The sequence below is a fragment of the Nocardia sp. NPDC006982 genome (assembly GCF_042869435.1).
Lineage (GTDB): Bacteria > Actinomycetota > Actinomycetes > Mycobacteriales > Mycobacteriaceae > Nocardia.
The window spans coordinates 116,097-141,299 of sequence record NZ_JBIAFV010000001.1 but is presented as its reverse complement, the minus strand read 5'-3'; the positions used below and the strand labels follow the sequence as shown (position 1 = coordinate 141,299).

The 25,203-nt window shown below is 64.7% G+C and carries 22 protein-coding genes and 1 pseudogene; 12 read left to right on the top strand and 11 right to left on the bottom strand.

All coding sequences use genetic code 11. From position 1 onward, the window contains the following. Positions 1-116 precede the first annotated feature (116 nt). Positions 117-1,115, top strand: coding sequence for a fatty acid desaturase family protein (locus ACFYOW_RS00720; protein WP_387285945.1), 999 nt, complete (start codon positions 117-119; stop codon positions 1,113-1,115). Here ACFYOW_RS00720 and ACFYOW_RS00715 read toward each other — a convergent pair. Continuing rightward, positions 1,112-2,248, bottom strand: coding sequence for a helix-turn-helix transcriptional regulator (locus ACFYOW_RS00715; protein ID WP_387283122.1), 1,137 nt, complete (start codon positions 2,246-2,248; stop codon positions 1,112-1,114). The genes ACFYOW_RS00720 and ACFYOW_RS00715 overlap by 4 nt on opposite strands. Before the next feature lie 238 nt (positions 2,249-2,486). Between ACFYOW_RS00715 and ACFYOW_RS00710 the strand changes: the two genes are divergently transcribed. Beyond that, positions 2,487-4,700: a glycoside hydrolase domain-containing protein gene (locus ACFYOW_RS00710; protein ID WP_387283120.1), complete on the top strand. Its 2,214-nt coding sequence runs from the start codon at positions 2,487-2,489 to the stop codon at positions 4,698-4,700. Positions 4,701-4,706: 6 nt separating this feature from the next. Here ACFYOW_RS00710 and ACFYOW_RS00705 read toward each other — a convergent pair whose 3' ends face one another. Together ACFYOW_RS00705 and ACFYOW_RS00700 are read right to left on the bottom strand one after the other, a co-directional pair. Next, the gene (locus tag ACFYOW_RS00705; RefSeq protein WP_387283118.1) at positions 4,707-5,189 is read right to left on the bottom strand and encodes a hypothetical protein; all 483 of its coding nucleotides are present in this window, start codon (positions 5,187-5,189) and stop codon (positions 4,707-4,709) included. 91 nt (positions 5,190-5,280) lie between these two features. Beyond that, on the bottom strand, positions 5,281-5,442 hold the full coding sequence (locus ACFYOW_RS00700) for a hypothetical protein (protein ID WP_387283116.1): 162 nt from the start codon (positions 5,440-5,442) through the stop codon (positions 5,281-5,283). Positions 5,443-5,585: 143 nt separating this feature from the next. Between ACFYOW_RS00700 and ACFYOW_RS00695 the strand changes: the two genes are divergently transcribed. The 4 genes from ACFYOW_RS00695 (at position 5,586) to ACFYOW_RS00680 (ending at position 12,327) form a co-directional block, all read left to right on the top strand. Then, positions 5,586-9,758: a TIR domain-containing protein gene (locus ACFYOW_RS00695; RefSeq protein ID WP_387283114.1), complete on the top strand. Its 4,173-nt coding sequence runs from the start codon at positions 5,586-5,588 to the stop codon at positions 9,756-9,758. Then, a complete protein-coding gene (locus ACFYOW_RS00690) occupies positions 9,755-10,639 on the top strand; it encodes a DUF4231 domain-containing protein (protein ID WP_387283112.1) in 885 nt (294 codons plus the stop codon). Before ACFYOW_RS00695 ends, ACFYOW_RS00690 begins: the two co-directional genes overlap by 4 nt. A 294-nt stretch (positions 10,640-10,933) precedes the next feature. Then, positions 10,934-11,980 carry a M4 family metallopeptidase gene (locus tag ACFYOW_RS00685; protein ID WP_387283110.1) on the top strand — a complete coding sequence of 349 codons (1,047 nt, stop codon included), beginning with the start codon at positions 10,934-10,936 and terminating at the stop codon, positions 11,978-11,980. Between the two features lie 29 nt (positions 11,981-12,009). After that, on the top strand, positions 12,010-12,327 hold the full coding sequence (locus ACFYOW_RS00680) for a protealysin inhibitor emfourin (RefSeq protein WP_387283109.1): 318 nt from the start codon (positions 12,010-12,012) through the stop codon (positions 12,325-12,327). A 39-nt stretch (positions 12,328-12,366) separates the two neighbouring features. On the opposite strand, the gene ACFYOW_RS00675 is transcribed toward ACFYOW_RS00680, so the two are convergent. From ACFYOW_RS00675 to ACFYOW_RS00660, 4 genes are all read right to left on the bottom strand, one after another. Then, positions 12,367-13,356 (bottom strand): TIGR03557 family F420-dependent LLM class oxidoreductase, encoded by a 990-nt coding sequence (locus tag ACFYOW_RS00675; RefSeq protein ID WP_387283107.1) that lies wholly within the window; start codon positions 13,354-13,356, stop codon positions 12,367-12,369. Positions 13,357-13,423: 67 nt separating this feature from the next. After that, positions 13,424-13,897: a CinA family protein gene (locus ACFYOW_RS00670; protein WP_387283105.1), complete on the bottom strand. Its 474-nt coding sequence runs from the start codon at positions 13,895-13,897 to the stop codon at positions 13,424-13,426. Positions 13,898-13,954: 57 nt separating this feature from the next. Continuing rightward, complete coding sequence (locus ACFYOW_RS00665; protein WP_387283103.1) at positions 13,955-15,025, bottom strand: CHAP domain-containing protein; 1,071 nt, start codon at positions 15,023-15,025, stop codon at positions 13,955-13,957. Positions 15,026-15,175: 150 nt separating this feature from the next. After that, positions 15,176-15,955: an enoyl-CoA hydratase-related protein gene (locus tag ACFYOW_RS00660; protein ID WP_387283101.1), complete on the bottom strand. Its 780-nt coding sequence runs from the start codon at positions 15,953-15,955 to the stop codon at positions 15,176-15,178. Between the two features lie 192 nt (positions 15,956-16,147). Here ACFYOW_RS00660 and ACFYOW_RS00655 point away from each other — a divergent pair, with 192 nt between their 5' ends. Next, entirely contained in the window at positions 16,148-16,465 is a 318-nt protein-coding gene (locus ACFYOW_RS00655) for a hypothetical protein (protein WP_387283099.1), read from the top strand. Positions 16,466-16,628: 163 nt separating this feature from the next. Next, positions 16,629-16,886 (top strand): hypothetical protein, encoded by a 258-nt coding sequence (locus tag ACFYOW_RS00650; RefSeq protein WP_387283096.1) that lies wholly within the window; start codon positions 16,629-16,631, stop codon positions 16,884-16,886. 47 nt (positions 16,887-16,933) lie between these two features. Here ACFYOW_RS00650 and ACFYOW_RS00645 read toward each other — a convergent pair whose 3' ends face one another. From ACFYOW_RS00645 to ACFYOW_RS00635, 3 genes are all read right to left on the bottom strand, one after another. Then, positions 16,934-18,238 (bottom strand): Ig-like domain-containing protein, encoded by a 1,305-nt coding sequence (locus tag ACFYOW_RS00645; RefSeq protein ID WP_387283094.1) that lies wholly within the window; start codon positions 18,236-18,238, stop codon positions 16,934-16,936. A gap of 105 nt (positions 18,239-18,343) precedes the next feature. Continuing rightward, a complete protein-coding gene (locus ACFYOW_RS00640; RefSeq protein WP_387285944.1) occupies positions 18,344-19,210 on the bottom strand; it encodes an SAM-dependent methyltransferase in 867 nt (288 codons plus the stop codon). Positions 19,211-20,183: 973 nt separating this feature from the next. Continuing rightward, the gene (locus tag ACFYOW_RS00635) at positions 20,184-20,861 is read right to left on the bottom strand and encodes a phosphodiesterase (protein ID WP_387283092.1); all 678 of its coding nucleotides are present in this window, start codon (positions 20,859-20,861) and stop codon (positions 20,184-20,186) included. 225 nt (positions 20,862-21,086) lie between these two features. Between ACFYOW_RS00635 and ACFYOW_RS00630 the strand changes: the two genes are divergently transcribed. From ACFYOW_RS00630 to ACFYOW_RS00615, 4 genes and pseudogenes are all read left to right on the top strand, one after another. Then, positions 21,087-22,367: an ATP-binding protein gene (locus tag ACFYOW_RS00630; RefSeq protein WP_387283090.1), complete on the top strand. Its 1,281-nt coding sequence runs from the start codon at positions 21,087-21,089 to the stop codon at positions 22,365-22,367. 213 nt (positions 22,368-22,580) lie between these two features. Beyond that, positions 22,581-22,837: pseudogene (locus ACFYOW_RS00625) on the top strand (metal-sensitive transcriptional regulator). Positions 22,838-22,872: 35 nt separating this feature from the next. Beyond that, positions 22,873-23,160, top strand: coding sequence for a DUF2892 domain-containing protein (locus ACFYOW_RS00620; RefSeq protein WP_387283087.1), 288 nt, complete (start codon positions 22,873-22,875; stop codon positions 23,158-23,160). A gap of 2 nt (positions 23,161-23,162) precedes the next feature. Then, positions 23,163-23,567: a DUF302 domain-containing protein gene (locus ACFYOW_RS00615; RefSeq protein ID WP_387285943.1), complete on the top strand. Its 405-nt coding sequence runs from the start codon at positions 23,163-23,165 to the stop codon at positions 23,565-23,567. Between the two features lie 124 nt (positions 23,568-23,691). On the opposite strand, the gene ACFYOW_RS00610 is transcribed toward ACFYOW_RS00615, so the two are convergent. After that, on the bottom strand, positions 23,692-24,921 hold the full coding sequence (locus tag ACFYOW_RS00610) for an NAD(P)/FAD-dependent oxidoreductase (RefSeq protein WP_387285941.1): 1,230 nt from the start codon (positions 24,919-24,921) through the stop codon (positions 23,692-23,694). Positions 24,922-25,203 lie beyond the last annotated feature (282 nt).

Genomic DNA, 25,203 nt, shown 5'->3' with positions numbered 1-25,203 from the left:
CTGTTGTTCGGTTGACACCGGTAGGTTTGCGGACAACCTTCGCAGCCGGTGATATATCGATAGGGGCCCAACGCGTGACATTGACCGAGACCGACCCGCGTGTCGAGCCCGACCGGATGGCGGGCCGGGGCAGCGACTACGCCAGGCTGTCTCGCCGAGTGCGACAAGCGGGACTACTGAACCGGCGGCTGCGGTACTACGGCTGGCGGATCGCGGTCACGGTGGCGGCGCTGACTGCGGGATGGACGGCGTTCGTTCTCATCGGCGACTCGTGGTGGCAGCTGGGCACTGCGGTGTTTCTGGCAGTGATCTTCGCTCAGTTCGCTTTCCTCGGCCACGATGCTGGGCACCAGCAGATCTTTCGCACCCGGCGGGCCAACCAGCTGTTCGGCATGATCTGCGGAAATCTCGGCATCGGGTTGAGCATCGGCTGGTGGGTCGGCAATCACAATCGGCACCACGCGAACCCCAACACCGAGGGCGCCGACCCCGACATCATGGGCGTGCTGGCGCATTCCAGTGTGCGGGCGCGGGCCGGCCGTGGCATCCGGCGGCTGATATTCCGATACCAGGGATGGCTGTTCTTCCCGATGCTGTTCCTGGAGGCGGGCAGCCTGCACACCGCCAGTGTTCGAGCCCTTGTGCGGCGGTCGACCCCGTACTGGGGCCGGGAGGCCGCGCTGCTGGGCGCCCACGTGGCCTTGTATCTGTCCGCGGTGTTCCTCGTGCTGTCTCCGGCCAAGGCAATTGTCTTCATCGCGGTGCAGCAAGGCCTGTTCGGGTTCTACATGGGGTGCACCTTCGCACCCAACCACAAGGGTATGGCGGTACTGCCGACGCCCGGTTCAACCGACTTCCTGCGCCGTCAAGTGCTCACGTCCCGCAATGTCCACGGCGGGTGGCTGACCGATGCCGCCCTCGGTGGCCTGAACTACCAGATCGAGCACCACCTTTTCCCGTCCATGCCCCGGCCCAACCTGCGCCGAGCCCAACCGATGGTCGCCGCATTCTGCGCTGAAATCGGTGTTCCCTATTGCCAGACCAGCCTTCTGGGCTCATACAGCCAAGCGCTGCGTCACTTGCACAAGGTCGGTCGTTCCGCCGGCGCGGCCTAATCCTCGCGGTACTCGACGAACTGACCGGTTCCGGACAGCACAGCAGTCAGCACCCGAACCAGTTCGGCCTGTCGATGCGTACCGGTCTTCTCGAAGACGCGTTGCAGATGCGTGCGCACGGTATTCGCCGAAACCGCCAGTTCTTCCGCGATCGATCGCAGGCCTTCGCCGCGTAATGCCGCCGCCGCAACGCGCGCTTCGGCTCCGGTCAACCCGTACAGTTGCCGCAGTGCCTTCGGTCCACCCGGAATTTCGTGATCCGGGTCGACGATGACGACGAGCGCCGCCGATGTGTAATCCTCCAGGCAGCCGATCTTCGGATCCAGCGGCAACACCAACAGTGCGTACGAGCTGCGACCGCTGTCCCGGGGAATGAGGGTGCGCCCGCCGACGTAGGGCCCATACTTGCGGACTGCCGAATCGATCATCGCACGCATGCCGACTGCCATTCGGCTGTCCGATGATTCGAGGTGCCCGCGGCGTCCTATACCGAGACCGTCTCGCGATTCCAGGATCGACAATGCCGCCGGGTTCGCGTAGCTGATTGCGCCGCAACTGGACACGATCACAAGCCCGTTCCGATGCGCGTCGAGCACGGCGATTGCCAGGCCGTATTCGTTGTGGGCGTCCATCAAACAGGACTGCACGTTCAGTGCGTTCCGCAGATGCGGGAGCAGCAGGCGCATTGTCGATGTCGCCTGTGATCGGTCGAGGTTGCGGCTGCCATCGGGATACACCCCGATCCAGGATGTGCTTGCGCCACTGGTGAGAAGCGTGAGTATCCCGTTGCCCAGCCGGTGCGGCACCATCCAGTCGCAGAAGAACGGATGCCGGTGCAGGTAGTCCGGCCCCAGCAGCTCTTCGCACGTCGTAATCACACCGGCCGGTTGCTGTTCGAGCGCATTCGCGATCGGATCGATACGCCAGTATCGGGTGTTGTAGCTGTGGCGCAGATCGTCCGCGCCGAGTGAACAAGCGGTCATCCGCCGGCTACCCGATGCCGAGACGACCAAGCCGCCGCGGTGCGCGCCCAATGCCGTGACGATATCGTGCACCGCCTGCGGCCACTCAACCGGATGCAGCGCCGCACGGTTGATTCGCGCGACGATCGCGGAGAACCTCTCGACTGTCATCGGCATATGAAATGACCTGCGACACAAGAGAAACGGCAATCATCCTGGGGTGGATCATAGGTCTTCGGGAGGTGCTTCACACGAGTAGTCCGACACTCGATTCTATTGTCTCGAATGTCGTCGACGGGGACCGCTTTTTCATCGGTTTGGATGACGAACCGCGCCACGAGCCCTGTTCTACTCGTTTGGGCAACTGCTTCGCAGCCGGTCGGCTACGACTTCTCGGGAGGGGAACGACATGACCAGGTACTGGCCCTTGGCGCGTGGCCGCATCATCACTTCCCCATTCGGTCCCCGCGACGACGGCTTCCACTGGGGTGTCGATCTCGGCTGGCCGGGCGGCAGCGGCGGATTACCCGTCTACGCGGTCCAAGCCGGCACGGTGGTATTCGCGGGTCCGGCCTCCGGGTTCGGCGGACCCGACCCGGCCGGCTGGGTCGTCCTGGACCATCCCGCCGAAGACGGCGGCGGCACGACCGTGTACGGACACGTGATTCGCGAAGTCGCGGTCGGTGACCGGGTCGAAGCAGGGCAGCGGATCGCCCGCATCAACCCCGACTCCGCATCCAACGGCGGCGTCGCCCCGCACCTGCACCTCGAGTGGCATCGGCATGTCTGGGTGCCACCCGGATCGGACCGGCTCGACCCGCTGCCGCTGCTGGCCGCAGCCGCAGATCCGCCACCCTCGACCAATGGAGCTCCCCGTATGTCCACCGCAGTTGATTTCGCCGCGCGTTTCATCGATCCCGACGCCATCAAGGCAGCCGGACACAGTGCTGTCCTGGTCTACGTGTCGCCGAGCAGACCCGGATCCAGTTTCGGCGCCAAGCCGGTAACCAGGGAATATGCCGATAGTGTGCAGGCAGCCGGGCTCGACATCGTTTCGATTTGGCAGTACGGAAAGCCCGGTAATCCGCAGGCGCCTTCGGACTGGACCACCGGTTACGAAGGCGGGCATCGGATGGGCCTTCAGGCCAGGGAAATCCATACCGCCGTCGGCGGGCACGACCGGTGCCCGATCTTCTTCGCGGTGGACGAGGACATTTCGCTGGACCAATGGAACGACGCGGCGGTCAACTTTTTCCGTGGCGTCAACGACGCCATCGGGCGGAAGTGGACCGGAGTCTACGGTTCGTCCAAGGTATGCGCCTGGGCCATCCAGGACGGTGTACTCGGCCGAACTTCCGAAGGCCGGTTCTGGGCCTGGCAGACGCGCGCGTGGTCCGGCAATCGGCTCGACACACCCGAGGCCGTCCTCTATCAGCGCGTCATCGATACCGCATCCAATCCCGGCCCCGTCATCGACGGTAGCTCGGTCGACGTCAACGACATCTTGGCTACCGACTTCGGACAGTGGTCCATCCAACGCACCCAGGCACAAGGAGAACACGCCGTGAACGCCCCCGTATTCACCGAACTAGACAGAATGGGAAACTCCCGGTCGGAGCGCTGGGGGGCTCGCATCACGAACTTCTTGCTGCATACCCAGGAAGGCGACGGCACGGCCGAATCGCTGGCGGCGTACCTCAACAATTCGGCCAACGGCGCCTCGTATCACTACACGCTGCGCAACGGAATCGTCTGCGATGTCGTCGATACGGGTTACGCGTCGTGGTCGGTCCTGGATGCCAACGCGCAGACGATCAATCTCTGCTTCGCGGGCAGCCGGGCGGCATGGTCGAGGGACGAATGGATGGCCATCGATGAAGACCTCCGGATAGCCGCCTGGCTGGCTGTTCAGGACGCGAAGAAGTACGGCTTCGCCACCGATGTCATCGCTCCGCCATATACGCGGCGCGACGGCATCTCCGACCACAAATATGTGACGGAGTGCCTGGGGATCGGCACCCATACCGATGTCGGCCCGAATTTCCCGTGGGACGTCTTCGAAAGCCACGTCCGAGAGTTCTCCGGTGCCGCGCCGGCCGGCGAAATCGATGCGAAGGCGGCGGCTTCGGCATGGCTGGGGCCGCGGCTCGGTACCAACGGCGAAATGAAGACAGCCGACGGCGTCGGTCGATTCGCTCAATTCAAGAATGGATACATCTACTGGCATCCCTCCACCGGAGCACATCCGATCCCGTCGTCGTTGTTCGACAAGTTTGCCGAAACTGGTTGGGAAGCAGGGCCTTTGGGGTATCCGATCACCGACAACACAGTGCTGCGCGATCCGAAGGACGTGGAATGGGGCGAGGTGGAGGGTTTCCAGAACGGGGCGCTCTACCACCGCAACGGCCGACCGGTGTACTGGGTGCACGGCGAAATCCGTGACCGATGGAATCGGAGCGGATTCGAAAACGGGCCCCTCGGCTGGCCGACATCCGACGAAACCCCCTTCGACACCGGGAGCTACCAGGAATTCGAAAACGGCCGGATCTACTGGACACCGAAACAGACCCTCGCTCTGCGGTCGGTCAACGGAAATGAAGAGCCGTTGCCCGATGGTCCCTGAGACGGCTCAAAGCGCCGTGAACCTACCGAACCCCGAGGAAATGGTGATGGCGAGGCCTCCTGCGGTGGCGAGTGCGACGATCTGGCCTGCTCCGGTGAGCACCGGCACCGGCGCCGGGGCGCAGGCGCAGGGCTGCTGCGCCGTTTCCCGATCTGCCACGTCGACCACACCGACCGCTCCGGTCGTCAGGTTCGACCATTGGATCCGGGCGTGGGAGTCGAGCATGGTGCTACCGCCGAAGGGGCCGGGATTGGCGACACCGAAGGTGGTGACTCCGGGTTGGTCGCCGACGGTCGCCGTCAAGTAGATGTTGAATTGCGTTGGAATACCCCATGTTTGGGAAATTTTCACGAGCGGGAGCTGGAACGTGGTCGTCTCCGCGGCGCTGGCGACGGTGTGCTGCCCCAGCACCAGCGCACTCACCATTGCACCGATGAAACCCAGCTCGGCACACACGCCGGTAGCCCGGCGAACCCCGTTGTTCGTCACTAGCCCTCCTCATAGTCGATTCCGGCCCGCATCATGCCTGTGACGCGATGAAATGATCGCACGGCATCGACCCGTCGCCGCGCTGACCGCATCACTGCGAGTGGCGCCCCAGGCGGATGACCACATCGAGCAGCAAAACAGCCGCTGCCACCGCGAGTAGCACCGCCACGTCCGAATGGCCGTCGGCGCGACCGTACTCGATCGCCAGCCCGACGATTAGTACCGCCGCCGTGAATATCAGGCTCCGCTTCACGGATGTCAGTGTGGCGGACCGCGGCGGTATCGAGTAGGGCGATACTCGCGTGCGGCGGTTTGTTCGAGCGCAGGATTTTCGTATGACGCATGCGGTATTCGACGTGGGCTTCCATCGGGGTCTATGCACGGTGGTGTAGAGCGATGTCCAGGGTATTTCTGAGTCACTCCAGCCGGGACGATCGTGAAGCGATCGCACTCGAGGCATGGTTGACCGAGGCCGATCCCGGCCTCACCGGCGAGATATTTCTCGATCTGGACCGGCAGACCGGAATTCCGGTAGGCGTTCGGTGGAAAGACGCGCTGCGCCGCGCGAGCGATCGGTGCGAAGCGGTTATCTGTCTGGTGTCCGATAATTGGGACGCATCGCACGAATGCAAGGTCGAATACCGCCACGCCGAGGACCAGAACAAGCCGATCTTTGCGGCTCGGTTGCAGCCTTTGACCGGCCGCGATATCACCACCGAATGGCAACGCTGCGACCTGTTCGGTGACGGTCCGAAAACGGATATCACCGTGGACGGTGAATCGCCGCCGGTGCAATTCCTCACCGATGGCCTGTTGCGACTCCGGGACGGCTTGCGTGCAGCCGGAATCGGGGCGGACACCTTTGCGTGGCCGCCGCCCGACGAACCGGACCGCGCACCATATCGTGGCTGGCAGCCGCTGGAACAGGTGGACGCCGCCGTGTATTTCGGGCGCGACACCCAGATCGGCCGCGCGCTGAATGCGATACGGGGAATGCGTAATTCCGGCGATGGTCGAATGTTCGTCGTACTCGGGCCGTCGGGCGTCGGTAAATCGTCGTTCCTGCGGGCGGGCTTGCTGCCGCGCCTGCATCGCGATGACCGGCATTTCCTGCCGATGGGCATCGTCCGACCGCAGCGAAACGCGCTCACTGGCGGCAGCGGATTTGCGCGCTCGATTCACGACCTACACGACAGCGTTGGGTTGCATACGCCGAGCCTCGGTGTGATCAAGGAAGGAATTCGTGATGTCACCCGTATTCGCGCGTGGCTGACCGAGGCGCAGCGGACCGCCACAGATCGCATCATCGACCCGACCGACGACGTGCCACCCACCCTTGTACTGCCGATCGATCAGGCCGAGGAACTATTCGGCGTCGACGCCGGTGAGCAGGCGGGCGCCTTCCTCGGTGTACTTGCCGACCTACTCGGCGCGGACGACGCGCTGCCCATGATCGCGATGGCGACAATTCGCTCCGACCGGTACGAGCCACTGCAGACCGCGCCGCAGTTGGCTGCCCTGGAGGTTCGCCCGTTCGACGATCTGAAACCCATGCCGCAGGCCCAATTCAAAGAGGTGATCTGCGGGCCCGCTCGTCGGGCACGGGAAGCAGGGAGCAAACTCTCGTTCGCGCCCGACCTGGTCGACCGACTGCTCGACGACTGGTCGCGCGGCGCGGATACGCTACCGCTGCTCTCGCTCACCCTTGCCCGGCTCTACCAGGACTACGGCGACGCAGAGATCACGCTCGCGGAGTACGACGCGATGGGTGGGCTGCGCCGCGTCGTGCAGTGCGAGATCGATGAGATACTCGCCGTGGATTCCCAAGTCAGGCAACGGCAATTGGCGGTGCTGCGGTCCGCATTCGTGCCGTGGCTGGCGACGATCAATCCCGATAACGACCAACCGATGCGCCGCGCGGCGCGCTGGTTCGATCTGCCATCGGAGAGCCACCCGCTGCTCGAGGCGTTCATCGCCAGGCGGCTACTGGTCCGTGACGAGCGCGACGGCGAGGTTGTCGTCGAAGTCGCTTTGGAAAGCCTACTGCGACAATGGGATACGCTCGCGGGGTGGCTACGCGAACAGGCCACCGACTTGAAGGGCGCCGACGAGTTGGAACGCGCGGCGCACGCCTGGAAAGCCAACGCGCGCAGGGACGAATGGCTGCTTCCTGGCAGCCGACTCGCCGATGCCGAATCCCTCTCCGCCGAACCGGGATTCCGGGAACGGCTCAACCCGACGCGGGAGTTCCTGCTCGCCTCCCGACGTCATGAAGACGAACGTGTCGAAGCGGACCTGCGGGCGGCGCGGGAGCGTCAGGAATCCGCGGAAGCGTTGGCGGCGGCGGAAACTCGAGCCAAGGAGAAGGCGCAGGAGTACACGCGGGTGTTGCGGCGGCGGTCGCGAATCCTGCGGGTTGCGTTGGCGTTGGCGGTAGTCGCGGCGTTGGCCGCCGGGTTCTTGTTCGTCGAAGCATCGAAAGCGGAGAAGGATGCGACCGCGCGCAGCAGGGATGCGACCGCGTTGGCATTGATCGCGAATTCACAACTGATGCTGTCCGATTCGTATCCAGGCGTCAACGACGACGTTCTCGCCATGCAGAATGTGCTGGCCGCGCGCAGTTTTCCGAACCGCAACAACGGCGATCTCCCATTGCTCAGTGCCGTGAATCAGCTACGCAACCTACGCAAGATCATCCGCACCGGCGGCGGCTACGTTCGCAGTCTCAACTTCAGTCCCGACGGCACGCGCATCGTGTCCAGCCACGGGGACCACATCCAGCTGTGGGACGCCGAGACCTGGAAGCCGATCGGTGACTTCATGACCGGGCACGACCGGGAGGTGATGCAGGTCGCCTTCAGTCCCGACGGCAAACGCATCGTGACTGCGAGCCTCGACCGCACAGTGCGGCTGTGGGATGTCGAGACCCGACAACCGATCGGTGAGCCCATGCGAGGGCATGAAGCACAGGTCACCAGCGTCGAATTCAGCCGTGACGGCCGCAGACTCGTGTCGGGCAGTGCGGACAAGACGCTGCGAGTTTGGGATGTCGAGACCCGCCAGCCGATCGGTGAGCCGATGCGCGGGCACGAGCAAGAGGTGATGAGCGTCGCGGTCGGCGCGGATAACACAGTTGCGTCAACAGGTTTAGATGGCACAGTTCGGCTGTGGGATATCGAATCCCTCCAGCAGATCGGCGAGCTGCTGCGTGTACCAGGAGTAACGCTCAGCAGTGTCGCCTTCAGCCAGGACGGCACCCGAATCGCAGCGGGTGGTTCCGATACCACAATCTGGTTGTGGGATGCCCACACCCGCCAGCAGATCGGCGATCCGTTACGCGGCCACGAAGCCGCAATCGAGCGAGTCGTGTTCAGCCGCGACGGCTCCCGGCTCGCCTCGGCAAGCGACGACAAGACGGTGCGGCTGTGGGATACCGCGACAGGCCAGCCGGTCGGGGAACCGTTGGTAGGCCATAAATTCGCGGTCAGCGCGGTCGCCTTCCACCCCGACGGGCAGCGTCTAGTTTCCAGCGGCTTCGACGACACTCTGCGCGAATGGGATCCCGTTGGCGGACAGGTTCTGCGTGGGCATGGTGGGGGAGTTCTCGCCGCAGGATTCAGCCCGGACGGCACTCGGATCATATCCAGTGGTGTCGATGCGACGGTACGGCAATGGGATTCCCGTACCGGTGCAAGTCTAGCTCCAGTGATTCGGACCGAGGAGGCGCCCGGATGGTACTTGCGCCCCGACGGCACGCAGATCATCACGATCACTTCCACCACGCTGCAACACTGGGACGTGGCCAGCGGTGCTCCGATTGGGAACTCGATCGCCATACCGGCAGATACCAAGCGCCTCACAGCCGACGTCGCCAACCGAAAGCTTGCAACGGACAACGGTACCGAAACCCAGATCCGCGACATCGACACGATGCAGCCCATCGGGGTACCGATTCGACAGCCAGCGTTGAACGCCTTCAAATTCAGCCCCGACGGTCGACAACTCGCCACCGGCGGCCGGGACTGGAGTGTGCACCTCTGGGATACGAGTTCGGGCCAGCAGATCGGCAAAGCCCTGAGAGGTCAAGGCTGGGTTAGCGACATACAGTTCAGTCACGATGGCCACACGCTAGCCGTCGCATACCAGGACAAGACAGTTCGGCTGTGGAATGCGCAGACCGGAGATCCCATCGGCGATCCCATGCGGACCGACGGCTGGGCAAGCGACCTGGCGTTCAGCCCCGATGGCCGAACCATGGTTACCGGGGGTTGGGACAGCAACGTGCGTTTGTGGGATGTCCAGAAGCGCAGCCAGATCGGTACCCCTCTCAAGGGACATACCCAACCGGTAACGCATGTGGAGTTCAGCCCCGACGGCAAGGACGTCGTGTCGACGAGCTACGACGGAACCATCCGTGTTTGGCCGGTCCCAACCGCCTCACCAGACATCTTGTGCGACAAGATGACATCCAACATGAGCCGGGAAACCTGGAACTCCTGGGTCTCGCCGCACATCGGCTACCACAAACTGTGCCCGAATCTGCCGATCGAGGGTGAGGAGGGCAAATGACCGTGGCCTCCGACGATGATCTGGTGAATGCCTTGTGGCAGAAGCGAATTCGCTGGTCGCATACCGCCACCCGGATGAAACTGCGGATCGACCGGCTCCGGCTGACGGTGCTCTACCTGAGCTGCTGGGGAGCGATCGCGGCCGCGTTGACGGCCACGGTGCTACGGCAGTCCGGACTGCCCTCGCGCATCGTCGCGGCCACCGGTGCGGCGGCGCTGGCCGGTGCCACCTTCGTGGGAGCCCAATTCCTGACCTCGGAAGCGGTGCGGCGGTGGACCCGCGCCCGGGCGGTGTCGGAGGGAATGCGGCACCAGATCTTCAGGTTTCGCGCGATTCCGGGAACGGTCGCGCAGCTTCGGGCCGAAGTCGAAGAGCTCGAACAGTCCGCCGAGGATCTCCTATGCTTCCTCGACGAGGCGCCGACCGCAGGACCCGCACCCGGGCCGCTGACCCCGGAGCAGTATGCGAGCAAACGCGTGGAAGGCCAGATCACCAACTACTACCGCCCGTCCGCCCTATGTTATTCCGCGCGAGCACAATTCCTGCGCCGGGTCGCCCTCGGACTGGGCCTTGTCGCCACGATCGCGGCATCGGTCAATACCGCGGCAAGCGCCGACGCCGCCACCCGAATCGCACCATGGATCGCCGTCCTGACCACACTCAGCGGTTCGCTCGTCACCTTCCTCGCAAGCAAGCGATACGACTTCTTGGTCGTCAGCTATCTCGCGACGGCAAACCGGCTGCAGCGACTGCTCGACCACTGGCGAACAGCAGGATCTCCCACCGATCCACCGCGATGGTCGCAATTCGTCGACGACTGTGAGAACGCCATCTCCATCGAAAACGAAAGTTGGCTGGCAAAGTGGGCTGACGCCAAATGATCAGCCCGATCACGGTTATTCTGTCGGGCGCTACTCGACCCGGTTGATCGCTTCGACAGCAAATAAGGAGTAGTCGCTTACCCGTGCCCGGGACTATGCGTTGCTGGAAAATTAATGCGCAGGTCGATGCTGGTCTCGGCGGTAAGGCACAAGCCGCTCATCTGTTCCGCTGAATCGTGCGGCAACTATATAAATCGACAGCGCCACAAGCGTTAGCGAGCCATTGCCGCGCCCCAACCGGCCCCGCCCGCATCCAGAATCAGCCACCGCTCAGCACCCGAAACGGAGCAGAAAATGCGATACCCAACAGCGTGCATACTCCCACCCGACCTACTGCAGTCGGTCGCACGTGAACTCCCGCCGAAACAGCGAGCAGAACTGCTTGCATCCATGGATCTGGACAACAGCATCCGAATGCTGCGGGCCGAAGCCGTCGGCCGACAGGGACCACAACCGCAACAAACGGTCGGCGCGGTATCGAACGGGGTACCGCAGCGATCGATCTTCGACCAGCGGCATTCCACTGCGACGGTGCCGGGCACGCTTGTTCGAGCCGAAGGTCAGCCGCCGGTTGCCGATCCGTCGATCAACGCCGCCTACGACAACTTCGGCGAAACCTATGATTTCTACTGGAACGTCTTCCAACGCGACTCCATCGACGACCAGGGCATGCCGATTGCCGCGATGGTCCATTTCGGTACGAAGTACGACAACGCGTTCTGGGATGGACAGGGACACATGTTCTTCGGTGACGGAGGCAGCCAGGTATTCACCGACACCACCCGCAGCCTCGACGTGGTCGCGCACGAGTTGACCCATGGCGTCACCCAGTTCGAGGCGAATCTCACCTATTCCAACCAGTCCGGCGCACTCAACGAATCCATCTCCGACGTGTTCGGATCATTGGTGAAGCAGTACCACCTGGCCCAAACCGCCGATCAAGCCGACTGGTTGATCGGCGCGGACATCGTCGGACCGCTGTTGTCACCTGCATTGCGATCGCTGAAAGCCCCCGGCACAGCCAACCCCCACGACAACCAACCCGCCGATATGTCCAAATACCTACAGACCACCAGGGACAACGGCGGCGTCCACATCAATTCGGGCATCCCGAACCACGCCTTTTATGTGCTAGCCACCACGCTGGGCGGGGAAGCGTGGAAGACGCCGGGAACAGTTTGGTACGACGCGCTCGTCGACCCTGGGCTCAAGCCCAACGCCACCTTCAGCAACTTCGCCGCATTGACGTTGAAACAGGCCCGCTACCGTTTCGGAAGGGTCAGCACCGAAGCACACGCGGTGGAATCTGCATGGGATGCTGTGAAAGTTCCACTGCGTTGAACCGCACGGCCACGAATACCATCGTGTCTATGGCCACATCCGACGTACATCTCGAATTCCGGCGAAGCGGCGGCCTCGCCGGAATAGAGATGACAACCTCGGTCGACGCGCGCGACCTGCCCCCCGAGCAGGCGCCGGTCATCACAGACCTGCTCAACGACACATTGCTAGAGCAGGACACGCCAGCACATCGTCCGCCGATACCGGATCAGTTCGACTACGAACTCACCGTCACCGACGGCCATCGGACCAGCACCTATCACTGGACCGACATGCAGATCCCCGACGCAGTACAACCGCTGATCGCCGAACTCGCCGAACGCTCCGAACCGGATCCGGCTACCTGAAGCAGACCGCTCGAGCAGAAGACAGCCAGTGTCGATGGCCTAACCGGTATCGGCCGCACGCAGTTTCGCCAGTAGCGGTTCGGCGGCCTCGGCGAGGAACAGGTCCTGCTGTTCGTCGCCGATCTCGACGACAGCGATGTCGGTGAAGCCAGCATCCTGGTAGGGCCGCACCGCCGCCACCATGGCGTCGAGATCAGGGCCGCACTGGATCGTCTCGGCGACATCTTGCGGACGCACGAACTGCGTCGCGGCCGCGAAACTGGCCGGCGTCGGCAGGTTCGAGTTGACATCCCAGCCGCCCGCCGACCACCGGAACTGTTCATGGGCGCGCTGAATTGCTTTGTCGCGGTTGGTATCCCAGCTGATCGGCAGTTGCCCGGTCACGCGGGACCGCGCCGCGGCGGAGTCGTTCGCGCGGATGCGATGCCATGACCGAACGAGTTCGGCGTCGGGACTGGTGCTGACCATTTCGTCGGCCAGAGGGGCGAATCGCTGCACCGATCGTGGTCCGGATACCGCGACCGCGATCGGTACCGGCTGATCCGGCAGGTCCCAGACCTTTGCGGCGTCGACTCGATACCACCGGCCGAGTCGGCTGACCGTCCCGCCCGCGTGCAGGTCACGAATGATGCCGATGGCCTCCGCGAGTCGCTCCAGCCGTTCCTCGAGCCCGGGCCAGCCCGCACCGATGACGTGCTCGTTCAGGCTCTCGCCGCTTCCGAGCCCGAGAGTGAACCGTCCTTCTGCCAGGATCTGCAACGTCGCCGCCTGCTGCGCCACAATCGCCGGGTGGTAGCGCATGGTCGGGCACGTCACGTAGGTCATCAACGGGATACGCCGTGTCGCCTGTGCGACGGCCCCGAGGGTGGTCCACGCGTTCGGTGCGTGTCCCTGCTCCTCGAGCCAAGGTGCGTAGTGGTCGCTGCTGACCAGGAAGTCGAATCCTGCCTTCTCGGCGGCGACCGCATAGCGGACGAGTTCGCGCGGGCCGCTCTGCTCGGTCATCAGTGTGTATCCGAATCGGGTCACTGTCGCTCCTTCGCTCGGCGGTGGATATCGGGGGGCTACCCGTCTGCCGCGTAGATATCGGTAGCGGTCAGCTCGGGGTTTCGCCTATCGCCTCGCACACCATGTCGAGCGCGACTTCAACCGTCCGCCTCAGCACGTCTTCGGGGTCGCCATCGAAGAGCTCATGCCGTGCCCGGGTCCCATCCTCGGCGTGGACCGCGAGCCAGACCGATCCCGCCGGTTCACCGTCCTGGGGATCGGGGCCGCCCACTCCGGTCACCGCCACAGCCACGTCCGCGCCGAGCAGTGCCCGCACGCCGGCCGCCATGGCTCGGGCCGCGGTCTCCGACACCACAGGAACCTCGGGAACGCCCAGCACCTGCCGTTTGACATCCGCACCGTAGGCAATCACCGCACCCCGCAACCACTGCGCCGAGTCCGGGGCAGCACCCAATGCCGACGACAACTGCCCGCAGGTCAACGACTCCGCGACCGCCACCGTCCGTCTCGACCGCAGGGCGGCTGCGGCCACTCGGCTCGCACGCTCGTCGATTCTGGACATCGATCCCACCCTATCGACTCCGGCAGTCCCCTCCCGATAGTTCGCCGCGCAAGTCGGTTACGCGTTGACCAGGGACTTGGCCGGCGGGTGTATGACTCCGGTGAAGTTTCCGCCAGCGAGGTTGTAGGTGTGCTGGCGTACGGCGTCGCCGGAGTTGCCTTCGATGGTGGTGATGCTGTTGCCGTTGCGGGCCACCACTACACCGATGTGGTGTTGGCCGCCGAATACGACGAGGTCCCCGGGGCGGGCGCTCGACATGTCGCTATCGGCCAAGCCCTTATGGGCGGCGTCGGACCAGACGCTGGGCACGTAGTTCTTGTTGCTCCAGTCGACGTCTATCCCGGACTGTTTCCAGACCCAGGTGGCAAAAGACGCGCACCATGCGTCGTCGATGTTGTACGGGCGGTTCACATGATTGGTTCCGGTTTCGGCGACACCGAGTTCGTTCGCGGCGAATCCCTTGATCTTGTCGATGGTGCCGGCGTCGGCGGGTGGCACATAGCTGTGGCCGGACCACGCAGTCGTCAACGGCGCCGTGGTTCCGCCGTAGCCACTGCTCGTCGGGTTATCGGGGGCGGAGTTGTTGATGTGGTCGGCATGGCGCTGGATGTCGGTCGCGGCGCCCCACATCCGCTGCTCTACTGTCGCGGCGGTGGTGGCGCATGCGGTCCGCAGTGGGCCCTCCACCGTTTCCGGCCAGTATTTTCTGCCCGCCGCGTCGAAGCTCGCTCCGGGTGCGTTCTCGGCGTCGTTGATGGTGCCTTGGAGTCGGTTGACCGCTGTCTCGATGTCGACATATGCGTCGCCCGCCGCGGAGTAGGTTCCATAGGTCGAGCTGTCGACGCCTTCGTCGTTCGCGTCCATCGAGGCTTCGATGCCCCGCAGTGCGGAGACGGTTTCGTTGTGGTTGGTGGTCGCGATCGACTGATTCTTGTCGTCGACAATCTGCTTGTCCCGCAGCAGTTTCACGAATTTCGGAGCCCTCGACGGCGTGCCCGCGCCCAGGTTGTCGACGTTGGCTTGGACCGCCGCGTGGGTGGCAACGACGATGGCTTTGAGCACATCCGATGCGTACTTGGGAACGGTCAGCTCCGGAATTATCCGATAGTGGTCGACGGTCGGGCTCATCGCAGCGCCCCATTGCCGCTCGGCTGTGGTCCGACGAATCGCGACATCCGTAATCCTCTACTCACAGGGACCGATGCGATTCGAGTATCGGTCATTCCCAGAATCGGGAATGACGGTCCAGTCCCTGTTGAAAGAGTCCCCTGCCGGGCGCTAATCGCGCCAGACGGGCGGGCGCTTCGCCAGGAAGGCCGCCATCCCTTCGCGGGCGCCGGGAAGTTGGGCGGCGGCGGCCATGACTTCCAGCGCGAGGGCATAGGCATCTGCTTCGGGACGGTCGAGTTGGCTGTAGAGAGTGCGTTTGCCGAGTGCCTTGCTGGCACGGCTGCCCCGGGTGGCGCGGGCGAGCAACTCTTCGACGGCGGTGTCCAGTTCGGCGTCTGGCACCGCGCGGTTGATCAAGCCCCATTGTTCGGCGGTGCGGGCATCGATCGGGTCGCCGGTGAGAGCCAGTTCCATCAGGCGTTTACGGCCGACGGCGCGCGCCACCGGCACCGCGGGGGTATGGCAGAACCAGCCGCCCTTGCCGCCGGGGAGCGCGAACCCGGCCGATTCGGCGGCGACGGCCAGATCGCATGAGGCCACCAGTTGGCAGCCGGCGGCCGTGGCCAGACCGTGCACCCGGGCGATCACCACCTGCGGCACCGACTCGATGGTCGACATGAGCTCGGTGCACAGTGTGAGCAGTTCCCGCACGCCGAGCAGGTCGCGGGCGGCCACGTCGGCGAAATCATGTCCCGCGGAGAACACCGGACCGTGCGCTCCGAGCACTATCCCGGTGGCGTCGGTCTCGCCGGCGGCCCGGAAGCAGGCGAGCAGTTCGGCCAGATGCTCGCCTGACAGCGCATTGCGTCGCTCCGGCCGGTTCATGGTGATGCGCACGGTGTCGCCATCCCGCGCAACCAGCAAATGCCGATACTCCAAGGCGGTCATAACTCCACCGTAGATCCTGATTTCTGCTGAGCAGCGTGTTGCAGCAAGTTGCCTCGTTCTGATCTATAGCCGCGTTCACGATTGTGACGGTGTCGGACCTCGGCATCTTGGCCGGGCTGCGCGCCGCCCGGACCCAGGTGAACGTCGACGAATACCTCACCCCCGAGGGGCGGTCCGTGCTCGGCAGGCGCGATGTGCACACCCCAGATCATCGACCGCGGCCTCAGCATCGGCGAGTTGCTGGCGAAGCCGCTGTCCGTCGCGCCCATGCCCGCTGCCGCCGACGCCTACATGATCGTGCCGACGAGCGGCTACAACGTCCCGATCCTGTTGTGCATCAACATCACCGACACCACCGTCCCGTCCCCACGGCACGGCCTCCTCGCCGCTCACGGGGTCGACTTTTACACCGCCCTTGGGACCGCCAAAGCACACGCAACTCAACCCCCAGATGTGGACCGCCATCGAGCAGTTCGTGGCCCGCATTCGATCCGACCCGGCCATCGGTAACCCGTCAGTCCACCCTCTTCCCTGGTGGTCCCACCGCGGCAGGGACCATCGGTGCCTATCGGCCCACGAGAGTGGGACCAGTGGCCCTGTCCCCGCCACGATCGAAGCAAATACTGTCGGCCGACAAGGTCATCCACGAACGAGCCGGCAAGAAGGGTACGAGATGACATCGGTGAGATCGGATAGAGCCAAGCCAGACGTCGTTGTCGCCGATGCGATCGAGCACCTCCGACACGACTTTCCCGCTGTCGCCGCCGACGTTCTGCACGCCGCGGCTGCCCGCGCGCGACACGATCTCTGCGATGCGCCGACCAGTTGGTTGCCCGAACTCGCCGAGCGGCTGGCGTGGTGGCGGCTCGAATCGGCTTCGGGTGGGTTCCGCCGATGGAGTCCGGTCCAACCCGCGGCGACGCCCCTGTAACGGTCACGACAGGTCCGCGGGGGGATAGCCCCCTCTTCTCGTTCGTGTCATGTGTGGGCGCTGCCGCGAAGCCAGTCCGACCAGGGCATGCTCCAGTCGCCGTTCTGCCAGATGTCGAGGGGGTCACCGCCGGTGTTGCGGACCTCGACTACATCGCCGGGGATGACGAAGTCGTAGAACCATGCGGCGTCGTTGGGGGAGATGTTGAGGCAGCCGTGTGAGACGTTGGTGTTGCCTTGGGCCCACATGGTTGCGGCCAATTCGTGCACGAAGATTCCGTCGTGGCTGATGCGGACCGCATGGTTGATGCTGGTGCGGTAGCCCCCGGAGTTGGTGGGCAGGCCATAACTGGCGGAGTCCATGATCACCGGGTCATTTCGGTCCAGCACGGTGTAGATGCCCGGGCGGGTCCAGAACGACATGGCTCTGCCACTGACGACGGTGGTGCCGCCCTTGCCCATCGATGTGGGCATGGTGCGCACCAGGTTTCCGTTTTCGAAGACCTCGATCTGTTTGGTGTCGTCGTCGGCGATCGCGACATGCGCGGGTCCGATGATCACCGAAACCCGTTGGTTGCGCAGGCCGTAGCGGCCCTCGCCGAGCGCGACGCCGAACAGTTCGGCCGCGATCGTGATCCTGGTTCCCGGTGCGTGATAGTGCTCCGGCCGCCAGTGTGCGTTCTGATCGTCGAGCCAGTACCAGGCACCGGCGACGGCCGGCTCGGTGGTGACCTCCAGGTGACGTTCCACGGCTGCCCGATCGACGGGTTCATCGAAGTGGGCGACGAGCACGAAACCTACTCCGTAGGTGTCGTTTTCGGCCAGATCGACGAGATTGGCGGAGCGCAGACAGACGTCGACGAGCTGTTGCGGTCGCACCGTGGTGCAGGTTGTCGTGGCGGTGACGTCGCCGGATTCGCCGTGAGCCACGGCTTTCACCGTGAAGGTGTGTCCGTAGCCGAGTGGCTCGGCACTGGTCCAGCTTCGAAGATCGGGTGCCGATGCGCCCGGCAGTGATCTGCCCGTTTCATCGATCCACTCGACCGACCGCAGCGTGCCGTCCGTGACGGTGATCGTGGCGATGCGGCGCGCATCGACATCGTGGGTGCCAGGTGGGGGATCGAATCCGATTGTGGCGGCTTTGGGTGGCGGCGCGGGTTCTCGCACCCACCCGCATCCGGCCAGGGCGAGGCCACCCGCACCGCCGAAACCGATCAGCAACCGACGACGTCCCAATGCCACCGTGCATCTCCCTTCTCCGGGGTGCTGGGCCGACCTCTGTCCGTCAGCATGCGGCAGCCACGCGCCGGCCGTGACACCGACGACCAGGATCTCCACCGATCCGTCGCTCAACCGATACCGTTCCTCGATCGGATCCGGGTTCTCCTACCTCGGTCGTCGGCGAAACCCGCGCCGGTCACGGTCCGGCGGCGCGCAACGGTCAGCCGAAAAGCCAGCTCAGGGCCGCACGACGGTGACCAGGCTGATCGATGACCGATCGGCGGTCGGTGTGCGGCCGATGCCGCGGATGTAGTCGGTGAGGTAGACGCGCTCGCCGGTCCAGCCGCGGTCGGTGAACCACTCGGTGACCTCACCGCGGGGCTCGTTGTAGATCAACCGCACCCAGTCCGAGCCCGCGTCGTCGTGCTCGGTCATCTCGGCGACGGCCTCCGCGGGCAGCGGATCCATCTGCTCGATCGCGACCCGGCTGCCGGGCGCGCTGAGCGAGACGATGGCGTCGAACAGCTGATCCTGCGCAGCCGACGACAGATAGATCAGCAGACCCTCCACCAGCCACGCGGTCGGAAGGGCAGGATCGAAGCCGCTGTCGCACAACGCTTTCGGCCAATCTTCACGCAGGTCCACCGGCACCTCATGGCGCTCGGCGATCGGTTCTCGACCAGCACGCTCGAGAGTTTCGTGCTTGAACTCAAGCACCTGCGGCCGGTCCAGCTCGTAGACGACCGTGCCGTCGGGCCACGGCAACCGGTACGCGCGGGCGTCGAGGCCGGCCGCGAGGATGACCACCTGCCGGATGCCCGCGGCCGCGGCCGCGTGTACGTAGTCGTCGAAGTACCGGGTGCGGGCGACCTGGTGCTGCTGGAACTGAATGCCGAATGCAGGGGTCAGCAACGGATGGGCAGGCACTCGACCGTCGAGCAGGTCGGCCCACTCGCCGCCCGCGGCCCGCACGAAAAGCTCGGCGAACGGGTCTTCCGCAGGCGCGTCGGCCGCGCGGCCGCCAAGCGCGCGAGCAGCCGCGACGAACAACGCCGTAGATCCCACGCTGGTATTGATGTCCCAGGAGTCTCCATCGGTGCGCATGCTCGCCAACGTAGCGATCATGGCGAGCTCGGTCATTCCAGCACACCGCTACAGCGGAAATCCTCCATGAATCGACTACCACAGCGGAATTCACTCCACCAGAGACCGGCCGCGGGGTGAAACCCTCCAGCGGAGGGGCCCGAGCCGAGTGCGATCAGCTCGGGGATGCGTCGCTCGGTCGGAAGCCCCAGTGCTGTCGGAAATTTGCCACGCCGGGGAATGGCGGTAGCGACGGTACGCCTGCGCGGCGGGCGCGCAGGATCCCCGCTCTGATGATCGCGCCGAGCAGGACGCGGAACAACATCAGGTCAGAAGATCGTGGCCGCCGCGCAAACTTTGCAAACCATGGATGCCGGCAACACCACCGGCTTCAGCCGCATCGCCACCGCGCTCAACGGTTTGGGTATACCAGCGCAGTAACCTATTTCGCGATATCTATCGGATGCCATACCGATCGAAATCACCGTGGTATCGAAATCGGGCACCTGCATGGGCAAAGCTGGTCAACGAGCAGCAATACGGCGGCTCCGGTGGCGGGTCATGAACACCGCGCGAACCGGAAAAGCAAGGCCCCAAAGCGAATTAGAGCAGCTCGCGGAGAAGGTCGCGCTGACAGCCGCCAGATCGAGAAGATGATCGATTCACTCGGCGGCATCGGTGCTGTGCTCGACGCCGGTGCTACAGCGGACCGGGCCGCACGATACGAAGCTCACCGAGCTCACCGGTATGGCGCCGTTCGAGATCGACAGGCTGCTGCGCGGGGCGGCCGGATGATGTGGTCGCGGATCTCGACGAGGAGATCAGCACCGGATCCGGGGCAGCGGTAAAGGTGCCGACGCGAGCCGAGCCGCGGGTAGAGCTCCGGCGTCCGGGCGCGCACCTGCGCTCAATCTGAGCTGCGTGGTGCACGAGGTCCGAGTCGACGAAATCGACTCACTGGTCACGAGGTGATCGTGATCACCACTGACGCCGGTCAATCGGCCTCACCACGCCCTTGGCGGCTACCCGCGTAGGCGAACTCGCGCAGTTGCCGCGCCGCCTTCGGGACCATTTCGACCTCGGCGGGGTGGTTGAGCATCGGGTCGAAGTAGTCGGTCCGGTGCTCGGCAGCCTGAGCCGAGCGCAGGGTGATCCCGGCGAGTTTGCGGGTCGGGCCGGTGATGGGGCTGCCGACCAGGTCGAAGTGCACTTCGTGTGCGAGCAGGTACTCCTCGAGTGCGTCGATGGACGCCGTTTTCGGTTGCGCCGCATCGGGTTCGGCGAACACCCAGGTCGGCATCGAATCGCCGAAGCGGTACGGCGTGAGACCGCCGTACCTGGCGCGCGACCAGCCGGTCGCGACGGTGAACACGAACCGGCCGAGGGTGCTGCGGCCCGTGGTCGCGAGTGCGAAGTCCCACGGGTTGTCGTCGCGATCGAGCACGCGGAACGCGAAGCCGAGCACGTCCGGCACCGGTCCGGGCAGGCCGGTGCCCTTGGACAGGCGAGCGATGACGGCTCGTTCACCGCTGCCGAACAGGTGCTCGAATTCGTATTCGGCGTGCAACCGGCCCGACAGGTACACCCCGTTGGGATGGAAGACCCGCGCGTGCCGGAGCCGGGCGCCGGCCGCGAATGCGCTTCGCACGACGGTGGCAGCTATATCAACCATGGCGACTCCTCCGGGGTAGACGACGTGTCGTCTCCCGGTTGCCCCGAGCATGGCCGGATAAACGGCAGGTAACCCTGTGACCAGAGGCCCGTCCGGAAATCGGGCTCCTCTGTCGCGGTCAGTGCCCGGCGGAGTTCGGAGAATGGCTTGCTCACAGGTGCTGCCGGTGTTTACTGGGAGAAGCGCTTCGGTTCACCCACCCTTCGATCCTGGTTGGAAGTGTGTATGCCGGTATGGCGACTGCGCGAATTTCGTGACGCTGATCTGGATCAGGCGATTCAGATCTGGGAGCAGAGCCGTATAACGACCGCGGATGAGCCGGTGTTCGCGTTGGCGGAGGTGTTGGCGTCGGCGCGGGCGGGGCAGCCGACGGTGGTGGCCGAGGTGGGCGATGAGCTCGTCGGCATGGCGGTCGCGCAGATCCAGGGCGAGCGTGCGTGGGTTCTGCTGGTGGCGCTGGGGGCGCATTGGCGGCGGCGTGGTATCGGTAGTGCGTTGCTGACCGAACTGGAGCGGCGGCTGCGCGCGGACGGCGTGCGGCGGATCTGCGCGCTCGTTCCCGAGGGTGCCACCGGGTCGGTCGCGTTCGAGAATTCCGGATACGTACACAGGACCGGTCTCGTCTACTACGAACTGGTCGAGCCGCTGGCACCCGCGCAGGCCAGTTTGCTGTCCGAGCTGGGCGGGCGGCTGCTGCCACCCGGGTTGTGGCAGTCGATGGCGGGGATGGATCGGGAAAAAGAGATCATCGAACGGCGGATCGTGTTGCCGTTGGCGAACCCGGATGTCGCCGAGCGCTATCGGGTTCGTCCGCCCAAGAGCGTGATTTTGTTCGGGCCGCCGGGCACCGGTAAGACCAGCTTTGCGAAAGCGGTCGCCTCACGGCTCGGGTGGCCGTTCGTGGAGTTGTTCCCGTCTCGACTGGCCGCGGCGGCGAGCGGCGGGCTCGCGGCGTCACTGCGTGAGGTGTTCGCGGATTTGGGTGAACTCGACGAACTGCTGTTGTTCATCGATGAGGTGGAGGAGATCGCCAGTGTGCGTGAGGGGACGGCGACCAGTCCGGCGCATGGTGTGACGAACGAACTGCTCAAGCTGATTCCGGTTTTCCGGGAGGACTACAGCCGATTGCTGATCTGCGCCACCAACTCGGTCCGATCGCTGGATTCGGCATTCCTGCGGCCCGGCCGCTTCGACTACGTGATACCGGTCGGCCCGCCGGATGAGCCCGCGCGCAAAGCGATCTGGGAGCGCTACCTCGGCCCTGCGGCCGAATCCATCGACCTCGACCACCTGGTGCGCGCCACAGCTCATTTCACCCCTGCGGACATCGAGTACGCCGCTCGTGCCGGCGCGCAGTCGGCGTTCGAACGCGCGATGCGCGAAGAAACGAGCGAACCCGCCGACGTCGAGGACTACCTGGTCGCCGTCGCCAACACTCGCCTGACGCTGACACCGGAGATTCTGACGGCGTTCGAGCAGGACCAGGCGAACTACACCCGACTGTGAGATCCAGCCCCGACATTCGCTTCACAAACGATCCATTCGAATTTCGGTGTGTTTTCCGTGTGCTTTGCCAGGGACGCGCCTGTACTCCTGACGGATACCCGATCTCGCTCGGATCCTCAGCTGCCGCCGTCGATCAGCTTCGCGTGTGCCTGACACAACAGCTCCGATATACCCCAGGGGGTATACACTGTAGGTGGCGAGAGGACAACAGGCATGGTGGGCAACGAAGAGACGGTCACGCACAGGCTCAACCGGTGCGCCGCGCACAGGGGCAACTCGGTGGTGTGATCGCGATGACCGGGCAGGGGCGCGACCGCAAAGAGGTTGTCCAACTCGCGGCAGTGTCACCGGCCCTGGATCGGGCCGGATTCAAGATCGTCGCGACCGGTTTGCACGAATGCCTGATCGCGAAGAGCGCCGAACCGATGAGCGAAGACGGACTCGGGAGGGTTTTCCTCACTCTCGCCTGAACGCTGGGAGGCACAACGGATTCCAAGGACGGATAATGACGAACCTACCTCGCCACCAGGGCTGGTCGATCGCCCGCGTGGTTCCGCTGCTGGCGGGAACCTTCATCGTGATCAGCGTGGCTTCAGCCGCGGTGTGGTCGACCTGGTGGCTGGTCTTCACTGGGCTGGTGGGCGCGAATCTGCTGCTGTATGGCATCGCGGGCTGGTGTCCGATGACCCTGCTCTTGCGGCGGCTGGGGCTGCCCGCTACGACCGGCTGCGCCGTGTCCCGGACCAGATTACCGACCGTAGCCCGGACCGACGTCCACAGGAAGTATGGGTGAATATGAACCTGGCCATCTCCACCACAGTGCGCACCGATCGATTCGACGAGGCCGTCGAGCGGACTCGTGTCGCTCTGGCCGAACAGGGTTTCGGTGTCCTGACCGAGATCGACATGACCGCGACGCTGAAGGCCAAACTCGGCGAGGACATGGAGGACTACCGCATCCTCGGTGCCTGCAATCCATCCCTGGCCCACCGCGCGGTCGGCGTCGACCGCCGGATCGGATTGTTGTTGCCCTGCAATGTCATCGTCCGTCGCGACCCGGCCGATGACGCCACCGTCATCGTCGAAGCCATGGATCCCGAAATGATGGTTCAGGTTACGGCCGAATCAGGCCTGGAACCGATCGCGGCGGAGGCCGCCACCAAACTCCGGGCCGCCATCGATGCCTTGGGCGACCGCTGACGACACCACGGTTGTCAGGGTGATCCCTAGGAGCCGACGCTTACCCGACGCCTTGGGAATCGCCTGCCACCACACCCGCTGAGGAGCAAACCGGTTTGCCTTCAACTCATTTCGGAGATACCTGTCACCACCGAGATCGTTGGTAGTCAATGGTGGACTCGGGTCCGTGCTCAGGCGCGGCCTGCAGTTCGGGCGCGGCGGCGGCCAGCAATGCGTCGCGGTCGCGGCTCAACGGAGGATAGATGCGCCGGGTGTTGATGGCACGCTTGGTGTCTTTAGCCTCCTCGCCGCACGCGACCACGTGGCGATCCCAGCCCTCGGTGTACACCGCGCCTGCCGGTCCCAGATCGAGAACCGTTACATACCAAGGGATCCGCAACGGCTTCACAGGCTTGCCCAGAAGATCGCCGATGACGTTGTATCCGGCCCATCGACCCATCGGGCGGCTGTGCTGGCAGGACATCACCGACATATGCTCGTCGTCCATTTTTGCCGCGGCGACGTCACCGGCGGCGAATACCCCGGGCACACCGCGGACCCGCAGATAGTCGTCGACGGGGAGTCGCCCCAGCCGGTCACGGTCGACCCCGAAGTCTGCGGTCAGCGGGTTGGCTCGCATGCCGGCACACCAGACGACGGTGGCGGTGGTCACCACTTCCCCCGAAGACAGCGTCACCCCGCGCTCATCGATGGCGACAACCCCGACACCCAACTTGGTCTCGATCCCGCTGTGGGCCAGCGCCGCCTCGATGACCGGTCGCGCCGATGCGCCCATGTCCGAGCCGACGAGCGGGTTGCGGTCGATCAGGATGACCCGCGGTGCGACGGCACGCGACGCAAAGGCCTCGGCGAGCATCGCGGGCAGCCCAGTCGCCTCTTCGATTCCCGTCAAACCTGCCCCGACGACGACTACTGTGGCGGCCGCCGGGTCAGCGGGGCCCTCGGCAAGCCGGCACAAGTGGGCTTGCAGTCTGGTCGCTGCGTCATGGGTGTCGATGTCGAAACCGAACTCCCGCAGGCCAGGGATATCGGGCTTGACCACCTGGCTGCCCACCGCGAGCACGAGCCGGTCGTAGCGGTGAGCGCCCGCGGTGGATTCCACGACTCGCGCCGACGCGTCGATCGCCGTCACTTCGCCGAGGACATGCTCGATTCCGACCGGATCGAGAAGATCGCTCAATGGGATGCGGGATGTGCTCAGATCGGTCTCATAGGCGCGCACGCGGATGTCGTGGTACGGCGTGGAACTGATCATCGCGATATCGACGGTTCCGACCGCGACACCGAGCTCGTCGAGCCGCCGGGCTGCCGCGAGCGCCGCCCACAGACCCGCGAACCCGGACCCGAGAACCATGACACGCGAAGGATCGGTCACTGCAGCGCGCTGCACATCATGATTCTAATAGTCGGACAGCCGCACTCTCGCAACATCGACCCAGCAACAACTCGAAACCGGCTGAATACCGAGCCCGTAGGACCAGCAGGCCGGCATCGCGCCGGCATCGAAAAGCGAAGGTAGAGAACACAATCCTCGGATGATCCGGCCGGCCGTGGCGTCAACCGCGTGAGCAGCCAAATCCTGGCAAGAGGTTGACGCAAGACACCTACTTGTGCGTGTCGTGTTGACCGACACGTG